The sequence below is a fragment of the Phocaeicola faecicola genome, from assembly GCF_013618865.1.
GTDB lineage: Bacteria > Bacteroidota > Bacteroidia > Bacteroidales > Bacteroidaceae > Phocaeicola > Phocaeicola faecicola.
The window spans coordinates 1-19,422 of record NZ_JABSOE010000008.1 but is presented as its reverse complement, the minus strand read 5'-3'; the positions used below and the strand labels follow the sequence as shown (position 1 = coordinate 19,422).

At 43.5% G+C, this 19,422-nt stretch carries 12 protein-coding genes; 2 read left to right on the top strand and 10 right to left on the bottom strand.

Annotated elements, in window-relative coordinates:
- The first annotated feature begins 134 nt into the window (after positions 1 to 134).
- Both pepT and gcvT read left to right on the top strand, forming a co-directional pair.
- Positions 135 to 1,364, top strand: a complete 1,230-nt coding sequence (gene pepT / locus H3001_RS03735; RefSeq protein ID WP_178243510.1) for a peptidase T — start codon at positions 135 to 137, stop codon at positions 1,362 to 1,364.
- Positions 1,365 to 1,602: 238 nt separating this feature from the next.
- On the top strand, positions 1,603 to 2,688 hold the full coding sequence (gene gcvT, locus H3001_RS03730) for a glycine cleavage system aminomethyltransferase GcvT (RefSeq protein WP_181214114.1): 1,086 nt from the start codon (positions 1,603 to 1,605) through the stop codon (positions 2,686 to 2,688).
- Between the two features lie 88 nt (positions 2,689 to 2,776).
- On the opposite strand, the gene H3001_RS03725 is transcribed toward gcvT, so the two are convergent.
- From H3001_RS03725 to H3001_RS03680, 10 genes are all read right to left on the bottom strand, one after another.
- Positions 2,777 to 3,859, bottom strand: a complete 1,083-nt coding sequence (locus H3001_RS03725; protein ID WP_181214113.1) for a thioredoxin family protein — start codon at positions 3,857 to 3,859, stop codon at positions 2,777 to 2,779.
- Positions 3,860 to 3,976: 117 nt separating this feature from the next.
- Entirely contained in the window at positions 3,977 to 5,548 is a 1,572-nt protein-coding gene (locus H3001_RS03720; protein ID WP_181214112.1) for a PKD-like family lipoprotein, read from the bottom strand.
- Positions 5,549 to 5,576: 28 nt separating this feature from the next.
- Positions 5,577 to 6,449, bottom strand: coding sequence for a DUF4843 domain-containing protein (locus H3001_RS03715; RefSeq protein ID WP_178243500.1), 873 nt, complete (start codon positions 6,447 to 6,449; stop codon positions 5,577 to 5,579).
- Between the two features lie 11 nt (positions 6,450 to 6,460).
- A complete protein-coding gene (locus H3001_RS03710; protein WP_178243501.1) occupies positions 6,461 to 7,960 on the bottom strand; it encodes a RagB/SusD family nutrient uptake outer membrane protein in 1,500 nt (499 codons plus the stop codon).
- Between the two features lie 18 nt (positions 7,961 to 7,978).
- Positions 7,979 to 11,218 carry a SusC/RagA family TonB-linked outer membrane protein gene (locus tag H3001_RS03705; RefSeq protein WP_181214111.1) on the bottom strand — a complete coding sequence of 1,080 codons (3,240 nt, stop codon included), beginning with the start codon at positions 11,216 to 11,218 and terminating at the stop codon, positions 7,979 to 7,981.
- 323 nt (positions 11,219 to 11,541) lie between these two features.
- On the bottom strand, positions 11,542 to 12,645 hold the full coding sequence (locus H3001_RS03700; RefSeq protein WP_317170748.1) for an O-antigen ligase family protein: 1,104 nt from the start codon (positions 12,643 to 12,645) through the stop codon (positions 11,542 to 11,544).
- Between the two features lie 619 nt (positions 12,646 to 13,264).
- Positions 13,265 to 15,442, bottom strand: a complete 2,178-nt coding sequence (locus tag H3001_RS03695; protein ID WP_181214109.1) for a hypothetical protein — start codon at positions 15,440 to 15,442, stop codon at positions 13,265 to 13,267.
- A 93-nt stretch (positions 15,443 to 15,535) separates the two neighbouring features.
- Positions 15,536 to 16,090 (bottom strand): hypothetical protein, encoded by a 555-nt coding sequence (locus tag H3001_RS03690; protein WP_181214108.1) that lies wholly within the window; start codon positions 16,088 to 16,090, stop codon positions 15,536 to 15,538.
- Positions 16,091 to 16,262: 172 nt separating this feature from the next.
- Complete coding sequence (locus tag H3001_RS03685; RefSeq protein WP_181214107.1) at positions 16,263 to 17,804, bottom strand: hypothetical protein; 1,542 nt, start codon at positions 17,802 to 17,804, stop codon at positions 16,263 to 16,265.
- Positions 17,805 to 18,065: 261 nt separating this feature from the next.
- Positions 18,066 to 18,620, bottom strand: a complete 555-nt coding sequence (locus H3001_RS03680; protein ID WP_181214106.1) for a hypothetical protein — start codon at positions 18,618 to 18,620, stop codon at positions 18,066 to 18,068.
- Between the last annotated feature and the right edge of the window lie 802 nt (positions 18,621 to 19,422).

Genomic DNA, 19,422 nt, shown 5'->3' with positions numbered 1-19,422 from the left:
AACAAAATCCCGCTTCTCTATCTGTCTGCAAGGGGGCCGCCTTTATAAATTACCTCTAAAAAATGGTAATGAATTTGGTCATTCAAAACCTATTTTCTATTTTTACATAGATAGTATTTTAATAGTTAAGAATGATGACAGTAATTGACCGTTTTTTAAAGTATGTAACCTTTGACACACAGTCTGATGAATCGACAGGAGTAACTCCGAGTACAGCCAAGCAGATGGTGTTTGCACAATATTTGAAAACTGAGCTGGAAGAACTGGGACTGGAAGACATTTCTTTGGATGAAAATGGCTATTTGTTCGCAACGCTTCCGGCCAATGTGGAGCGTGAGATTCCGACCATCGGCTTCATTGCACACATGGATACCAGCCCTGACATGTCGGGTGAGAATGTTTCTCCACGTATCGTAGAGAAGTACGAGGGTGGGGATATTGTATTGTCGGAAGCCGATCACATCATCTTGTCTCCTTCTCAGTTCCCGGAATTGAAGGATCATGTAGGAGAAGACCTGATTGTAACCGACGGACATACCCTGCTGGGAGCAGACGACAAGGCCGGTATTGCTGAAATTGTGGCTGCCGTTGCTTACCTGAAGGCACATCCTGAAATTGAACACGGAAAAATCCGTATCGGATTTAATCCGGATGAGGAAATCGGACTGGGAGCGCACAAGTTCGACGTTGAGAAGTTCGGATGCAAGTGGGCCTATACGATGGACGGAGGTGAAGTGGGTGAACTGGAATTTGAAAACTTCAACGCAGCCGCAGCCAAGGTGCATGTAAAGGGCCGCAACGTACATCCGGGATATGCCAAGAACAAGATGATCAACTCCATGCTGGTAGCCAACGAGTTCGTGGCCATGCTTCCGGCTGATGAGACTCCTGCCACTACCGACGGATACGAAGGTTTCTTCCACCTGGTAGGCATGGAAGGAGAAGTGGAAAGCAGTACGCTTTCGTATATCATCCGCGATCACGACAGAGAGAAATTCGAAGCCCGTAAGTCTTTCATCAAGGTATGTGCCGACCGGCTGAACGAAAAATACGGTGCGGATACGGTTACCGTGGAACTGAAAGACCAGTATTACAACATGAGACAGCAGGTAGAACCTCTGATGCACATCATCGACATTGCGTTTGCTGCAATGAAGGAAGCAGGGGTTGAACCGAAGGTGAAAGCCATCCGTGGCGGTACGGACGGTGCACAGCTTTCGTTCAAGGGCTTGCCTTGTCCCAATATCTTTGCCGGCGGACTGAATTTCCACGGACGTTATGAGTTTGTGCCTGTCCAGTCTATCGAGAAGGCAATGAATGTGATTGTGAAAATTGCAGAACTGACAGCCAAGCGTTATAAATAAATTGAAATAACCTGCTGACAGGAAACAGTATATGCGGTCGGTTGCCGGTTGATTCGTGCAACCGGCCGTTTTTTGTGTAAAAGCTGCTGTCATACTGAATTTTTTTATAACTTTGTTTCTGCCGGCCGGACCTTCTCAGCGGTATCCGTAAACGTATGTTTACCCTACGCCACAGTCGATGCCTGCCGGTTTATGTCAGGGGATTCCCCGTGTTATCAACCTTAAACAGTTTTTTATTATGAAGACCACTCCTTTTACAGAGAAGCATATCGCTCTCGGAGCCAAGATGCATGAGTTTGCTGGTTATAATATGCCGATTGAATATTCCGGCATTATCGATGAACACATGACTGTATGCCAGTCGGTGGGTGTGTTCGATGTCTCTCACATGGGTGAGTTCTGGGTGAAAGGGCCACATGCGCTTGAGTTCATCCAGCAGGTGACTTCGAACAATGCAGCCGTGCTGACTCCGGGAAAGATTCAGTATACTTGTTTCCCTAATGAAACCGGGGGAATTGTCGACGATTTGCTGGTATATGCATACGAACCCGATAAATACATGCTGGTAGTGAATGCCGCCAACATTGAGAAAGACTGGAACTGGTGCGTCAGTCACAACCAGGTGGGTGCCGAACTGGAAAATTCGTCCGACCGCATCGGACAGTTGGCGGTGCAGGGACCGAAGGCCTTGGCTACGCTTCAGAAACTGACACCGGTCGACTTGTCTTCCATCCCTTATTATACCTTTAAGGTGGGTGAGTTTGCCGGAGTGCCGAACGTGATTCTGTCGAATACGGGATATACCGGTGCCGGTGGTTTTGAACTTTATTTTTATCCGCAGGATGCGCTCCGGATATGGGATGCCATCTTCGAGGCAGGGGCTGAGTTCGGTATCAAGCCTGTAGGACTGGGAGCCCGTGATACCTTGCGTCTGGAAATGGGATTCTGTCTGTATGGCAATGACATCGACGATACCACGTCTCCGCTGGAAGCTGGTCTGGGATGGATCACGAAGTTTGTGGATGGAAAGAACTTCACCAACCGGGAGGCACTGGAACGCCAGAAGAAGGAAGGGGTAACCCGGAAACTGGTCGGCTTTGAAATGATTGACAGGGGAATTCCCCGTCACGGCTATCAGCTGGTGAACAAACAGGGTGAGCCGATCGGTCGGGTGACTTCGGGAACCATGTCTCCGGTACGGAAAATCGGAATCGGACTGGGATATGTGGGTATTGATTTTGCACAGCCGGGAACGACTATCTGGCTCGACAACCGCGGACGTAAGCTGAAAGCACAGGTAGTGAAGTTGCCGTTCCGTAAATAATCGTAGTGCCGATTCACGGCTTCCTAAAAAAGAAGGCCCCTGTCTGTTTTCTTACCGGAAACAGGCAGGGGGCTTGGGTATGCGATGATTATTCTTTTTCGAGTGTCATCAGTACCCGTCCCAGCATCATGATGGATGAACCGCGGAGTTCAGGCAGTGAGGTACGGATGTAGCGGATTACCTCAGGTGTCAGTTCCGGAGAGTTCGGGAAGAGGCGGGTGGCATTCAGCAGGACAAGTTCGTAGTCTTTCTGGTCCAGTTCGCCCTTCTTGCTCTTGAACAGTTCAAAGAAAGCTTTCTTGTCGCCTTTGGCATAACATTCTATCAGGTCGAATACCGGAGTAAACGGATATTTCTTATCCAGTTTCAGCGACTTGATATCTTTTTTAATCTGCTGATAATCGGCTTCGTTGAATTTCTTTTCTTCAAAGATATAGCCTGATAGGTAAGTGGACAGTGCAGAGTGATACAACTTCTGTACATAGTCCATGGCTTCCTCGCTTTTTGCCGCATCAACCTTCTTGATGTTTTTTACCAGGAATTGGAATTTCGGGTCGTCAATGCGGAATGTATACCGTGAGTAAATAAAGAAATTGGCAGCCGACAGTTTCTGTTCGTCTGTCAGTGAGTCAAAGTATCCATTGATAATCTCGTATCCCTTGCTGATGTTCTTTTTTTCCATGAACGACATGGCATATGCGTCAATCAGTTCCGGAGTTCTTTCTCCACTTTCGTAGCGCTGCTTCATCCGTTCCGGAGTAAAGTCAGGGTTCAGTTCGTTCTTGATTTTCGCAATGAAGGCATCTGTAGGAAAGGCACCGGCTATGTTGACCTTTACATTTCCCTGCTGGTCGGCAATGATAAAGGTTGGATAGGCCTTTACCCCGAACTTCTGTGCCAGTTCCTTACCTTCCTTTTCCGCATTCAGTTTGAGGCAGACAAACTGTGAGTTGAAGAAATCTCCCACATGTTTCTGCGGGAAAACTTCTTTCGACATTTTCCGGCAGGGGCCGCACCAGTCGGTATAGAAATCAATGAAGATCAGTTTGTTTTCTGTTTGTGACAATTGAAGGGCCTCGTTGAAGTCGATGTCCCTGAATTGAGTCTGGGCGGTCAGGCCGGATGTCGTCAGCGCCATTCCCAGTAAAAATGCAGCGAGTGTTTTTTTCATATGAGTTAAATAGCTGAAATGAATAATATGTGGTTGAATGAAAGAGATTGCCGGAAAGCCGTTTTCCTTTGGGGAAGGGGGCAGGAAGCTTTCCGCCAATCTCATTGTAATGATTCGTTATCTTGAACTGCTACGGTATTCTATTTTCTTCACCTTCAACGGGGTATTGTAAACGAATTCCGTATCCAGTTTCGGACCGGTCATGATGGGCACGATGTTCAGGTCCTGTCCCATTGTATATTTGTAGATGGTTCCTTTCTTGTCTGCTTCAGCAGCCTCGTCGTAGGTGCAGACTACAATGTCAAGTTCCCCACGCGATCTCCAGTCGAAATCGGCATAAGTAATTTCTCCCGGATAGGTCTTCACCACTTTACATACCTTGCTTTCGTAGTTGTACTGGTACAGGTTATTGCCTGCCGCATAAATCAGGATAGGATATTCTACTGAGAAACTGTAGTAGGTAGCCTTGTCGATGTCGGTTGCGTTGGCAGTCGTAAAACTGAATGCATCGTTTTTAGTCACTGACGAGCCGCTTATGGTCATCTGGTAGATAAAGTAATCGGTGTTGTTTTCCGTACTCTTCATCAAGGCATAGCTGTTTACCGGATTGTTCTCTCCAAATACAATGGTGCGCTTGTTCTGTTCCCAGGGGAAGGCACCCGGAGTTTCGGTCAGTTTGGTACAAATTTTGGTATACATGTTTTTCAGATATACGAAGCATTCGGCATCCATGTCATAGAATACCACTGCGGTCATTCTCGAATTCGGGTTACAGAATCCCAGCGGATAAGGCTTGAACAACTTGGTATTCGCCTGGTCGTAGCGGTTGATCGGACTCGGGAAGATTTCCCCAGAGATGATACTTGCTGCAAAAATTCCGTCTTCGGTTACGAAGCCTCGGTTGCTGGTGTCGTAGGCTTTTCCGTAGATACCCTGATGGGGGAACTGGTCGAGTACCTTCACCGGATGCTGGATAAGCTGTGAGGGGAAGGTAAAGCTTTCATTGTACGACGGATCGATATCGAACACGGTCTTTTCCTGGATGGAGTTTTCCAGTTTGTAGGATCCGGTTTCGGTAATCAGCCATAAGTTGACAGGTATGTTCGGGTTGGCCAGGTAGCCGGTATACATCAGGTCCTTGGCTCCCTTCAGCTTTTCGGAGTTGATGAAGATATCGTGTATCATGGTGGTGTCTCCCTCGCTGCTTGGCATACTCAGGAAGTCCATGCCGATGACTCCGTCTTCTTTCTCGCCGAGGACATAAAAACCGGTAGTCAGGGAGGTGCTCACCTGAAGCGTCATTCCGGATATCACCCATTCCATATCGGTTGAGTGGTCGTAGATGAGCAGATACAGGTAGTAGCTTCCCGGATTCAGGATAACGGTTGTTTTCAAGTTTTTCTCATGTCCGAGTTCGGTATGTGTATGGTCGTCACTGCCCAGTGCTTTTTTGCAGGCATACCAGGTATATTCATACTGGCTGTCGTCTTTGCCCAATATGCTTCCGGTTACTTCCGGTTCGATGGCCAGTTCAGTAATACCGGCCAGTACCGAATAAGTCGTCTCCGTACCGGTGACTGTAATTTCATTGACCGGAAGATGGTCGTAGGAACCTTTGTCCTCTACGCACGAATAGAGGCTGAAAAGGCAGCCGAACATGGCTGGATATAATATATGAGTCAGTTTCATAATAAGTCCTATTTATCGTTTCTATTTTTTATTTGTTATAGTAGTCGTCCGGGGTATCGCCGAATGCCCATGCGTTGGGGTCAATGTTGTTGACTGAAGGGCAGTGCATCATGGTGCCGTCTTCTTCAAGTACGGCATATTCCCGGCCTTTCTTAGCTTCTTCCAGCAGGTGCAGGGCAAGCGATTCACCGATGGCAGTGGCTCTTCCCATTGGCATGATGGTTCTGTCTGCATAGTCCTCTACGGTCGTGTTGGAGACTTCCATCATCAACAGCCATTTCTTGCGGGAGAACTTGCCGAAAGCTCCAAGACCTGCGTCGCTGCCCCACCATGCTTCCGGCTGTACCATTACGTCATTGGCTACGACTTTATGATAAGTAGCGTCGTAATTATAACCGTATTTGGTTTCAGGGTAGTCGTACTTGGTGTTGTCCTCGAAATTGGTGAACGGACAGGTGAAGTATTCGTTAGGCAGCAGCTGCAACTGCAGGGTCAGTGTGTCGTCTACCATCTCCGGGGTACGGTTGAAGGTGATGTCGATATAGGCATAACGTTCTCCTGCCTTGATTACATAGTCTTTCGGAAAGTCTACATAGTCTCTTCCAGCTACGGCATCGGTACTGTCTTTGCCGATGGTGATACTGAAGGGACGGTCATAATCCTTGATGGTACCGCTGGTCGTTACCCGTAACTGTACGGTATAGGTCTCATCGGTCATCGCACCGAATTCCACCGGGGTATAATACTGGTGGGCCCACTGGTCGGGATCTCGGAAGTCTTTACCCCAGCGTACGTCGAAGTACAGTCCGTCTACACCTTCGTAGTTCATGATTTCTTTTTCGCAGGAGGTAAAAGATGCGGCAAATGCCAGCATGCATATATAAGTCAATAACTTTTTCATAAGCTCGGATTTTATTGTCTGTTATCGGTTTCACTCTTTGGCAGAGGTACTACATAGTTTGATAGCAACATCTTGTAGGTGTTCTTTACATCGGTTCCGGATGCGAATTCTTCCATGGCATTACGCTTGTAGTAGAAGAAAAGCTGTCCCTCTCCGATGACTTCACGTGCGAACTCTTCGGTAATCAGCTGGGTCTTGTTTTCTTCTGTTACCTCTTCGTCGGAAGTCAGATTACGGTGCCAGCGGATCTGGTGCAGGCAGTCCTGTATTTCTTCCAGGTCGTTGGAACATTCGGCCTTTATCAGGTACATTTCACTGATGCGCATGAGCGGAATCATGAACTTGTAGTAGGCGTCTGTGGTGATCTGTTCGTATTTCAATGAGTAGGTAATGCCGCTGCTGACTCCCGATTCCTCGTCGGTGCTGGTCACTACTTCTTCCCACATTTTGCGACGGTAATCACTGCTGCTGTTGTTTCCGTAGAACTGTGCCAGTTTGGAGTCTTCTCCCGACAGTCCTCCTGCGAACGTGAGGGCTTCACCTTCCAGGCTCTTTCCGAACAGTCCGTCGTACAAGGCACCGCGGCTCGGGTTATAGAGGCCGAACATGACTTCAGTAGAGAAAACGCGGTCGGGAGCCGAAGTAGAAGTGGCTGCTTCCTTGGTTACCCAGGGGAAAGTCTGTTTTTCTTCCACTTCTGCCAGCAGGTTGGTTACGCAGTTATAAGCCTCTGTCTTGTTGCCCATCCACATATAGAGTCTGGCCAGCAAGCCCTGTACCGCATAATAGTTGAGGCGGTATTGACGGTAGCGCAGGTAGACCGGATTGTTGTTGTCTTCGGCGTCGTCGGTCTGTACGCCGTCGGTACGTACCGGATCGTCTTTCAGCAGTTCAGCTGCCTCGTTCAGGTCGCGCAGGACTTTCTCGCAGACTTCCTTGGCCGAGAGAATCGGCAGGATGTCCTTGTTGTCGGGAATGTCCAGATACGGAATGGCGGCAGTCGATTCGGTATTGCTGGAATAGATAGGACCGTACAGTCTCAGCAAGTCGAAATGTATCATGGCGCGCAGGGCAAGTGCCTCTCCTTTTACAATAGGATAGTAGCGGGCCGAGAGGGCGCTTCCCGATTCATCACAGTGCTCCAGCAGTGTGTTGAGGTTGGCAGCCAGGCCGTACAGATGTTTCCAAACCAGGCTTGAAACAGATTCGAATGTATTGTCCTGGTAGCTGTAGTTGGCAAATACTTTATAGGGATGAGTTCCGTTGGCCGGTACGTTGTAGTATTGGGCCATGACATCAATGACTCCCATGGAAAGAACGTCTCCGTATGATTCGTTCAGACTGCTGTATACTCCGTTGAGTACGGTGAAGAAGCCTTCGTCTTCGCTGAACAGTTTGTCTTCCATGATACCGTCTTCCATGTCAACCTTCAGCCAGTCGGCACAGGAGGTGGCGGTAAAATTGAGGGATACGATGAATATCAGACTTTTCAGTATATTTTTTATTTTCATAATCGTATGTTTTATAATTTAGAAACGAACCCCGATTGAGGCTGAGATTTTTCTGGAGAACGGATAGTCGATACCGCGTTCTTCCTTGATAGTAGACAAGCGGAAGAGGTTGTTACCGTAGATGCGTACGTTGAATGAAGAGGCACCGATGGATTTCAGCCACTTTCCGGTGGTAGTCTCGTATCCTACCGACAGGGTAGACAGTTCCAGTGTGTTGTCATCGGCAATGAAGCGGGATGACATATTGGTGGTGCTGGTATCGTCAATGCGTTTGAACTTGGCGATGTCACCCGGTTTCTGCCATCTGTCATAGAGGGCGCGTTTGTCCTGGTTGTATTTTACCTGTACGTCGCTGATGTTTTCTACTTTATTGAACAGGGTAGAAAGGAAGGCCTGTCCGCCATAGCGGTAGCTGAAAATGGCGTTGATGGAGAATCCTTTCCAGTAGAAGCTGGTTCCGAAGGCTCCTTCCACGTCCGGAGTAGAATCTCCGCAGATTACTTCATCGGCCGAATCCCACTTGAAGGTATAGGAACCGTCCTTGCGGATGAAGATTTCGTTACCGGTCATCGGATCGATACCGGCCGAGCGTACGGCATAAAGGGCTGTCGGGCTGGCTCCGTCATAGTAACGGATCAGGCTCTGGTTGGTACGTCCTTTCTCATTGTATTTTTCCAGCAGGCTGCCGATGTTATAGTATTCCGACTTGATATGGCGCAGGTTAGCATTCACCGTCCAGTTCATATCCGGTCTTTTGATGATGATGTAGCTTCCGGTGAAGGTGATACCCTGGTTTCTCATGGCACCGATGTTCATCGGAACCGATGAAATACCTGAAGAAGGCGGGAAGTCGATGTTCAGCAACAACGGGTCGGTTTTCTTTCTGAAGTAATCGACGTTCAGGCGCAGACGGTTCTGGAACATCTCCAGGTCGATACCCCAGTTCTGTTCGTTGGTACGCTGCCATTTCAGTCCGCTGTTACCCCAGGTGCTTACCAGTGCCGACAGACCGAACATGTTCGGATAGTTGGTATAATAGGTGTAAATACTGTTGGCCATTTTGGCGTTCAGGTTGGCATTTCCCGGATTACCGACTGAGTATCTCAGCTTCATGTAGTTGAGGATGTTGTTCGGACGGAAGAAGGATTCATTGTGAATGTTCCATCCCAGACCCAGTGACCAGGTGGTAGAGAACGGATTGTCTACTCCGTATACGGAAGAACCGTCGGAACGGAGGTTGAAGTCTACCAGATAGCGCAGGTGGTATCCGTAGTTGAAGTTGGCATAATAGCTGGCATGTCTGACCTTGGAGATAGAGGAACTCGGTTTTCCGCCTTCCGGATATCCGTTCGAGAAGTTCGGGTTGGAGAACATGTCACTGGTATATCCGATTGCCTGGAAAAGAGACAGGTTCGATCGGTTTTCACTGATCTGCATACCGCCGATGACATTGACTGTATGTTCGCCGAAGGTCTTTCCGTAGGATACGTCGAAACTTCCGTCGTAGGATGAAGACTTCGTGTTGGTTTCTTTGTAGCTTCCTTTTTTCAGTGTCTCGGTTGTCAGGTATTCACTCATTTCCGGAGAATTGAACACTTCGGCGTTGTTACGTCCTACCGTAATACCGAACTTACCTCTGATGCGGAGTTCGGATATCGGGCGGTATTCAATCTGGAAGTTGTTGACGAATGCTAGCTGGTTGCTCTTGTCGTAGCTGTTTTGATTGAAGTCCCACAGCGGATTGGTGATATACTGCGTACCCGAAGTGGCGGAACGTACTTCTTCCATTACCTGTTCCACTTCTCCGTATTCATTGTATTTGTCGTAGAACGGGTTGGTGCGTGCAAATTCACTGAATGAAACCGTCGGGTTTTCGACGTCTGTGTTGGTAATGTTGGTCTGGTTGGTAAATGCAAACTTGTCAATACGGTAAGTCAACTGTACGTTTCCGTTCAGGATGTCACGGCTGGAGTTTTTCATCACACCGTTCGTGTGTGTATAGGTCATACCGATACCGTAACGGAAGGCGGCATCACCTCCTTCGGCGAAGATGTTATGACTTTGAGAGAAACCGGTCTGCAACGGTTCGTTCAGCCGGTAAGAATCGATACCCTGTCTGTTTCTCAGCATGCGCTGCTGGTAAAGTTCGCGGTAATATTCGTCAATGATGTTTCCGCTTTCATCCAGTGTACCGTAGTAACCTGCCAGTTTTTCATATTCCAGTTTTTCAGAAGAGTTCATCAGGTTATAGTCGCTCAGGTCGGCCCATTCAATACCGAAGTTTCCGTTGTAGTTGAATTTCAGTCTTCCGGCCTCTGGTTTTTTGGTTTCTACTACAACGACGCCGTTGGCAGCCTTCGAACCGTAGATGGCAGTAGATGAGGCATCTTTCAGGATGGTGATGCTGGCCACGCGGTCCATACTCAGGTCGGTAATGGTGGAAAGCGTAGTTTCAAAACCGTCCAGAATGAAAAGCGGCTGATTAGGGTTGGTACTGTATTCCGTCTCAAGTCCCACGATATTGGTATTACCTCCGATGTTGAGGTTCATGGTGGCGTTAGGGTCCGAACCGGCAAGGTTGTTTTCCAGGATGATAAATGACGGGTCAAGCACCTTCAAGCTCTGAAGTACGTTCTGGTTACCTACGGTCTTCAGGTCTTTTTCCGAATAAGTGGCCATAGAACCGGTGAAACTCTCTGCTTTTCGGGTGTAGATACCGGTGATAACTGTTTCCTGCAGAGAAACCGCATCCGGTTCCAGACGGACTTTGATCTTTTCCGACGGACTGGAAACCCGCACGGTCTGGGTTTTCATTCCCACATAGGAGAAAATAAGCGAATGGATATTTTGTGGAATGGCAATGCTGAATTTACCGTCAATATCAGTAATGACACCTACACCGTTTGCGTTTTTATAAGTAATGTTTACTCCTGGCAGGGGTTCTCCGTTTTCATCAATAACGGTACCCTGGTAGGTCACTTTATTGTTTTGCGTAGATTGGATGTTTTGATTCTGGTTCCATTCAGGGGCTGCATTTACCTGTTGGCTGGCTATGGGTAAGAGACTTGTAGCCAATTGTCTGGAGCGGCCGTTGCAGCATGTGATGGAAGGCTTGTCCGGATTTAGCTGTTTTTCCGGTTTATTGTTGTTTGCAGATACAATACCGTATTTTTTACGGTTCGGATGGAGCAAAGAGGGGAGGTGGGTAGTTTCCCCATTAAGTGAAGCGTATAAAAAAGGAGGAATTTTTAAATACATAAAGGTGTTTGGTCGGAAAGCTGGCGGTCTTTTTCCAAAAGCTGGCGGTGTTTCCCGGAAAGGTGGCGGTCTTTTCCCTGATCTTTCGTTTTGCGTGGGAAAAAACATAAGGGAATCTTTTCTTTTCTATCTTGGTTTCTTTTTACGGTAAAGTATTTGGATTTTTACGCCCTGTTTATCATAACCCAATTGTTTCTATGTAGTTATTGGTGTATCGCGATATTGTTTATTTCCTTCTGAGAGATTAATTTCGATATTGTGAGAAATAATGGAGACGCTCTGAATATCTGGAATTAAAAAAACTCTGATGCGTTGTGAAATTTTTATTTGATATCAGGAAACTCTTTTTTTAATTTTTGGTGGAGTTCAAACGTTTCAAACCCGTAATCTTTAACTTGTTCTGTTAATAACTCGCAGGCTAACCGATATGCTTCTTCGTATTTTCCCATTTCTTTATATAGAAAAACAAGTCGTCCTCTTGCCTGTTGTGATGAAGGAACCATGTAGGCTGCTGATTTATACATCTCTTCAGCTTCATTCCAAAGTGATTTTTTTCGTAATATGTCTCCTTTTAGAATCATTAAAGATGGTGTAGGATATTTTTTCTCCAAAATGGAAATGTATTTTAACTGTTCTGTATAGTTTTTCTCTCTAGTCATTAATCCTAAATAGAAGGTCAGGAAAATATTATCTTCTTTTAGGTCTGGTAAATATTGTGTAAAGTTAGAATAGCTCTTCATATTATCTATGTGCTGTATATCATTGTATATAGCATGGTATTTGAGAAATTTTTTATATGTTAAAAAGGATAGCGGCATGACCAAAATTAAAACAATGATACGGGAATATCTTTGTGGTACCTCAACATATTTTTGCAAGTGACATACAGAACGTGATAAGATAGCCAAAGCTATTACTCCTAAAAGCATTACTGGAAATATGATATGGGGAAAGCTAAATAATCCTTGAATAAAAATAAGCAATAAAATACTTTGGGAAGTCAATACGCATAATGTATTCCGGTATTTGGTTTTTGCTATCATGAAAATGAATGCAGTGTATATTATCAAACCTGGTATACCATGTTCGACTGCGATTCTTATTGCTTCGTTATAAGCTACGTGAATATTTCCTGCGATATATTTTTCTTTATCACTTCCTTTTTCTGCTAAATAATCAGCTTGATAATAAAGATAGCTGGCTTCAAATCCTCCTTTCCCATGCCCTGTTATTGGATTGTCTTTAATCATCTCACAACTGACTTTCCAAATGAGCAATCGTCCATCGGCTGAAACCGGTTTGAGGAAATATGCTGCTATAATTAACAGAATGAAAAATACAGTTGAAGTTAAAAATAGGTTTCTTTTTCTTTTCCAGGAATGCTTGTGTGTGTGCTGTATGACATAAGTGAATGTTATTGAAATGATTAAAGCTGTACAGGCAGTTCGCGATTCTGAAAAATATAATGCCGGGATGCCTATGATAAAACAAGAAAAATCAATGGGGCAGTATATTTTTTTCAGTGATTGATTCCGTAGGTGAAATATAAGAATATGAAAGATAATACATAAATAAGCGGATAAGGTAAGCCCATAATATGCAGGATGATAAAACGGCCCTGTTACCGGAAAATTCGGATTGGGCGACGGCAATATTCCGGCCAGTTGCAGATACCCCCAAATTGAAAGTATTGATGATGAAATGATACAACACCAGTATAGGATATTATACTGGATTTTAGGGATATATCGCATTACACAGTAGAATAATATTAGGCACATGTATCCAATATTATATATACTATGTATGTTATCCATGTCAATCCAATAGCTGACAAGGAATGATAAAATAAATAAATCTAACAATGATACCCTTGCACTTCTATTGACTTGATATAAAAGTGATGTGATACAAGAGAGAAGTGAAGCAAAGCAGGTGCTGAATATTGCCGAAAGATATTGAGCATTGAACAATTCATTTGATATTCCCGTTATGGATACGATGCATGTACAGCCAAAGAATGTGGATGTCAGATAAGGAAGAAACTTATTCACAGTCTGGTAATTTATCTACGTGTAAAAAATATTGTTTATCGTTTATATAAAAGAAAGGGAATTCTTCTTTTCCTTCAGTAAGGTTCTTGAGCCAATATAAAGTAGCTTTGGGAACATGTTCAAAGTCCAGATAATTGTGCTCAGCATATAGAGTTCTGAATTTTTTCCAGCCTTTGTCATAATACATCAGCATGTAATTATTGCCTGGTACTATCATATTGTTGGCATTACGTGGAAGCAGCCGAATATATTCTATCTGAACCGGATGACGAAATTCCATTTCTATGGAAGATGTTGCATCGGCATATGTAAAGATATTCTTATCAAATGCATATTCTGAATTTCTGCCTGTATTTTGAGGATTTCCTTCTATCCGGATCAGGCTTTCCTTTTTTTTCTTATAGTTTTTATGGAAAATGGGAAGTGGGGTAGGATTAGAATATGGATTGCCTTGTGGCGAAGAAGCCAGAAATTCCATATGGGCAATGTTGACAGGTTGTCCATTGGAAGTTGAAAAGCGATAGAAACGGTAAGGCTTTGGATTTGTCAGCTTGTACTCTTGCAGATAGGGTTGAGGAGTTTCTTTTATTGTCAGTAAAGTGTCAAAACCACCTTGCCGGTCATTGCTGGCCAGCAAAACTGCTCCTTCCAGTAACTGTCTGAACATTTTCAGATTTTGCTTTACCGGATATTTTCGTAAAAGATGGAGGTTGGAGTAAAATGTTGTATCGCAGTTAAGGGTAATATATTTCAGTTCTTTAATTGGACTATAATCATTGTAGTTAACGATATTTTCTTGTATAATCGTAACATCCTTAGACTTGCGTGAAGGAATGTTTGTCGTAAATGGTAATGGAATGTCTTTAAGAGGCATATTCGCATAAATTATAAACGGTCTGGCTATATCCAGCATCGTTCTGTCATCAAAATATACAGGAAAGAACAATATGTTAAGAGGAACTTGTTCATAAACTATCTCCTTTTTCTGATGGTTGATTTTTCCCCAGCCAACGACAGACAGTTCACCATTAGCCCACATACACAGGTAAGCCAGGTTGTTTGACAGTTTTTCATTGAATGGTAAATGCAATGTTACAGTCTGATGATACCGGTAAGTCTGGTCGTTCAGTAAAGGGGTATCGAATAATGGAGGTATAAATTCATTTTCTCCAGCTAAATAAAAAGGAATATTTTTTTGTGATCCGAATGTGCGACGATATACCTTGCCTGCTTTGCATGTGCCGTTTTTCCACTCCTCTCCTAAACTGGTATAAGGCGCTGAATAAGGTTGTAGAATACCCGCTGAATCTGGAGAAACGCACCAAAAATGTCGGTTTACTTGATCTGTCAATTGGGGAGTGAACTCGTAGACGCTTGGTATACCTTGTGCACGAAATACGTCACAGCTCCAGTTTGTCATATTATGGCAATCCATTTTGAAACGTGGAAGATACAGATCATACATTCCTAAATGAAACTGAGCGTTGCTATATGCATTAAACCAGCGGCATTTGCTGAAGAATCTTTTATAACAGTCCAATACCTCATATATATTGTCTGTATTTTTTAATAAATTGTAAAAATGATTGTGAAGGTCTGTCCTTGTCATGTGCGGATATTCGTCTGTAGTGCGATAAGGCAGAATGAATTCTTTGAAAAAGTCAAAATCGTCAGGATATTTATAGTTTTTTTTGTGCCATATATCCAGCGCCTGCTTGATATTGTCTATCAGAAAGAGAGCGGATAAATTCTGTGCATCCGGTAGGTTGATATTGTAGGTAATTTGCGCTTGGGGAAGACGGTTGAACTCTTCTCCCAACTCTTTTCGTAAGGCCGCATAATCTTCTTCTTTAAATGACTCAAGAACATGAGAAGGCATATGTTGGAATATGGCACGGTATAATGAATCTGTTCGTTTGAAATAGTCTATGTGGCTGGAGTCAGGAATAATCATATCCTTACTTTTGTGATACTTCATGTTTTCTATAAGAAAGCATGCAGATTCATATGCTACTTTGTTGCTGTCACGAAAATAATTGAGTACCTTTTCCAGTTCGACACGGTTCTTTCCGGCAAGTTCCAATGTCTCTTTTGTATTGTAAATGGAAGAGTGATTGCAGGAGTATACGAGTGTAAAGACTACAAGGATAGACAATCTGTTTTTTTTCATTTTGTTTATGGATTAAAAATAGGGCAGGCTCACAGATACCTGCCCTATGATAAGGTTGCAATTGATTAAAATGCAGCATGTTATTTCCTGATGTTACTGATGTCTGCTTAACTTTTTTTCTCCTCCCTTGATGATTGTTTTTGTTTTGTCGCTCATCATTTCTCCGGTATAAATCTGTGGCAGGTACCTGGTTTCTTCCGTAAGCACGAACTTTCCCTCCGGTGTTATTTTGTATGTCCGGTCCACCCGCTGTCCTTTCAGGTTGTCAAGTATTGTATGTGTATTCACGTCCATGATATAGTCGTTTTCAGGAAACTCCAGTTCCTGCACATTTGCTGTCAGGTCCTGGTTAACCTGTCCCTCTATCATCCAGTATGTGTTGTTGAGGCTCATTGCCAGTGGGATATAGTCGATGGTTTCTCCCCATGAATTGAACGTGGCCAGCCAGAACTTCTCTGCGTTATGGTCTCCCGACCAGCTAAATACGACTCCCAGTACATAGTCTCCGTTGCTCTTTTCGAACAGGTTCTTTATGGAAGTATCCCTGTCATTGTGCGAGGTATCCTTTCTGTTTACATTGACATAGAAAGGGGAGTCTTTGATAAAATATGGATATTCGTATCTTGACACATTTTTGTTTTTGTACATGGCGGGATACAGGTTTCTGTTAAAGTCAAGCGGCAGTGGATACATTCCGTTTTTCTTAAAGAAATCGCAGATTTCCGAAAATTTGATATGTGTACCTCTGTGTGTAGTCTGTGGAACAGTATTCGCTTCAGGGTTGTGGGTGTCTGCCATGGCTTTACATGGAAAAATAGATTCAGTTAAGCCAAAAATCAGGGCTAAAAGAGGTAAATAAATCTTCATAGTTATAAAAATTAAAATTAATAATACTTCTTGTTATCGAGGTGGTATCGTATTTTTTTCCGTTATTCGGGCGGACCTGAGTTACATTATAGAGTTTCCCGGCCATTGAGTTACCACCAAAATAGGTATCTCCGTCATAAAAAAGACGGTTGTCAGGACTACAGCCTTTGTTTATATCGCTTGTGGCATTATCCATAAAGGTATAATAATATTCACCGATAGTGCTGTCAAAGCCCCTTCCGGTAATGACAATGAAATGGTCAGTTGTTCCCTCATTATATCCTAGATTGGGTTTATAATTCACTCCTACAATAATGGGTCTGCCTGCATTCAGATGCTCGTCAATGCAGCGGATGGCATTACTGTAATTTTGGGAAGGGTTATTTCCCCAGCTCAGTAATTCTCCATTCTTCTCATAAGCGAGTCTGAAGGCATCGCTAGGAGATCCGAAATAGGTGAGTCCATAATTTTTCAGTGTAGCCTTACATAATTCATAACAATTGGCACCATTACGCCAACCCTCGAACTTCTTTTTGTCCATTAGCTCTACAGGATCTTTGGATACGGTCTCCGGTTGTTTCTCGTTATTGTTTTTTTCGTTACTGGGCGTATTGCTTCCTCCGCTGGGGGATTCTCTGTTCCAGTTTTCATTCGTATTGTAGCCGTCGTCGTAATAATCGCAGTGGGTAGTGCATTCTTCTGTATATACCGGGAAACAATTCATGGTTGAGCCAAAGCTGAACCCAAATTCCTGATCTGGCATTGCCCAGCTGTGCTCATAACACTCTTGATGTACGGTTGTATAACAATGGTCGTGGCAATCTTTAATCATCGCTCTAGTTTCTGGTCCAGTATTTTCTTCTCCAGCATCCTTGGGAAGTTTAGGGGAAATACTAGTAACGATTTTCCCGTCCTTATACCCCCATCCGTTCACGAATGTCCCGTTGAGTTCATAGAACAATACTGACCCGTCAAAGTCTTGTTCTCTATAGAGATATGTATTCTTTCCCATTGTTTTTGTTTTTTTCAGGTATTTATGACTACCTACGAATATCATGACAAAGCCTCTTGTCCTTCCTGTATTTTTGTCTCTTTCAATTACAATTTTTGCTGTATTTCTGATGGCTTTATCTTTTATCTCAGGAGTCCATTCCTGCGCTGTTTCCTCATCCAAAATAATATACCCTCCTTTAACCATGATAGGTAACTCTACCACTTCGTAGCGTTGCCGGTTTAATTCCTTTGCATGTTTCCAGTCAGGTTTCATCATGCATAAGATACTATCATTATAGTTGGTCCGTGTGGTAACTACTGGTTCATAATTAGATTCGTACCACTGCTGAGCTTCAAATTTGGTTAATTCTACATTACTGTATCTGTCTGGTTGTTTTTCCGCCAATGAAAAATCATTTAATGGAAAATCTTCAGTACATGAAATTATAAATGTACATACAGCCATTATTAATGGCCATTTAAGATAGGTCATTCTTCTCATAGCTTTTAATTAAGGTCTAGATTTTTTGTGTTAACTGTTTTATGCAGAAATAGTATTTATTTTTAAATTTATGACTTTTTTATTCGCTGATGCCGAAAATATTTAGAAGGATTCTTTTGTATTTGAATATGATTACTGCATTAATAGCATATTATATTACAGTATAATGAATCTTTCTATTGGGAATAGTTTATTTAACTGAGGGAGGGAGAGCTCACGAAAGTTACAATTGATTAAAATGCAGCATGTCATTTCCGGATGTTACTGATGTCTGCTTAACTTTTTTTCTCCTCCCTTGATGATTGTTTTTGTTTTGTCGCTCATCATTTCTCCGGTATAAATCTGTGGCAGGTACCTGGTTTCTTCCGTAAGCACGAACTTTCCCTCCGGTGTTATTTTATAAGTCCGGTCCACCCGCTGTCCTTTCAGGTTGTCAAGTATTGTATGTGTATTCACGTCCATGATATAGTCGTTTTCAGGGAACTCCAGTTCCTGCACATTTACTGTCAGGTCCTGGTTAACCTGTCCCTCTATCATCCAGTATGTGTTGTTGAGGCTCATTGCCAGTGGGATATAGTCTATGGCTTCTCCCCATGAATTGAACGTGGCCAGCCAGAACTTCTCTGCGTTATGGTCTCCCGACCAGCTAAATACGACTCCCAGTACATAATCTCCGTTGCTCTTTTCGAACAGGTTCTTTATGGAAGTATCCCTGTCATTGTGCGAGGTATCCTTTCTGTTTACATTGACATAGAAAGGGGAGTCTTTGATAAAATATGGATAAGCTCTTCCTGATACATTTTTATTCTTGTACATGGCGGGATACAGGTTTCTGTTAAAGTCAAGCGGCAGTGGATACATTCCGTTTTTCTTAAAATAGTCACAGATTTCCGAAAATTTGATATGTGTACCTCTGTGTGTAGTCTGTGGAACAGTATTCGCTTCAGGGTTGTGGGTGTCTGCCATGGCTTTACATGGAAAAATAGAGTCAGTTAAGCCAAAAATCAGGGCCAAAAGTAGAAAATAAGTTTTCATGGTTATGACAATTAAATTAGTAATACTTCTGCTTGCTATTGGGGAGAAACTTAAAAAAAGAAGATAAGTCCTCTCATAGTTCTTTCAATTAGAGATTTAGGTTTTTGTGTTGCTGTTTTCACAAAAATAGTAGTTTTTCTTTTTTAAACAAGAAGCAGGGAGGATTAATTTGATAATTTATCTCATGTGTTATGAGTAGATAAAGTGATACATTCTTATATTTCCGGTATTTTTCTAATAAAATTTTCTGATGAGAGGGTCCCGAAAATCTGCTCATTTCTCCCTTTTGATCTTCAGATAAGGTAATTTTGTCTTTCTGTCATCGGCTGTTTTCCGTATTTTTTCCTGGTGTTTTCCGGTTCTCTCTGTTATAGTATATATAATAATGTGTGCAGGATTTCTCCCTTCAGGGTTTCCTTGAAAAAAAATGCATCTCGTAACGCACTGTTTTACAAGGTATTTTAACCAAATTGTGAAAAAAGTCAGAAAAAAAGTCTGCATGATACTTGCAGAACCGGAAAAAGTGCGTACCTTTGCAACCGCTTTCGAGAGGGAAAGACGTTAGAAACAGTGACATGCTGAA

Bases quoted from the DNA above. Each gene is read 5' to 3' on its own strand.
- H3001_RS03685 (WP_181214107.1), bottom strand. From the start codon at position 17,804: ATGAGAAGAATGACCTATCTTAAATGGCCATTAATAATGGCTGTATGT.
- H3001_RS03705 (WP_181214111.1), bottom strand. From the start codon at position 11,218: ATGTATTTAAAAATTCCTCCTTTTTTATACGCTTCACTTAATGGGGAA.
- H3001_RS03695 (WP_181214109.1), bottom strand. From the start codon at position 15,442: ATGAAAAAAAACAGATTGTCTATCCTTGTAGTCTTTACACTCGTATAC.
- H3001_RS03690 (WP_181214108.1), bottom strand. From the start codon at position 16,090: ATGTACAAAAACAAAAATGTGTCAAGATACGAATATCCATATTTTATC.
- gcvT (WP_181214114.1), top strand. From the start codon at position 1,603: ATGAAGACCACTCCTTTTACAGAGAAGCATATCGCTCTCGGAGCCAAG.
- H3001_RS03710 (WP_178243501.1), bottom strand. From the start codon at position 7,960: ATGAAAATAAAAAATATACTGAAAAGTCTGATATTCATCGTATCCCTC.
- pepT (WP_178243510.1), top strand. From the start codon at position 135: ATGACAGTAATTGACCGTTTTTTAAAGTATGTAACCTTTGACACACAG.
- H3001_RS03715 (WP_178243500.1), bottom strand. From the start codon at position 6,449: ATGAAAAAGTTATTGACTTATATATGCATGCTGGCATTTGCCGCATCT.
- H3001_RS03720 (WP_181214112.1), bottom strand. From the start codon at position 5,548: ATGAAACTGACTCATATATTATATCCAGCCATGTTCGGCTGCCTTTTC.
- H3001_RS03680 (WP_181214106.1), bottom strand. From the start codon at position 18,620: ATGTACAAGAATAAAAATGTATCAGGAAGAGCTTATCCATATTTTATC.
- H3001_RS03725 (WP_181214113.1), bottom strand. From the start codon at position 3,859: ATGAAAAAAACACTCGCTGCATTTTTACTGGGAATGGCGCTGACGACA.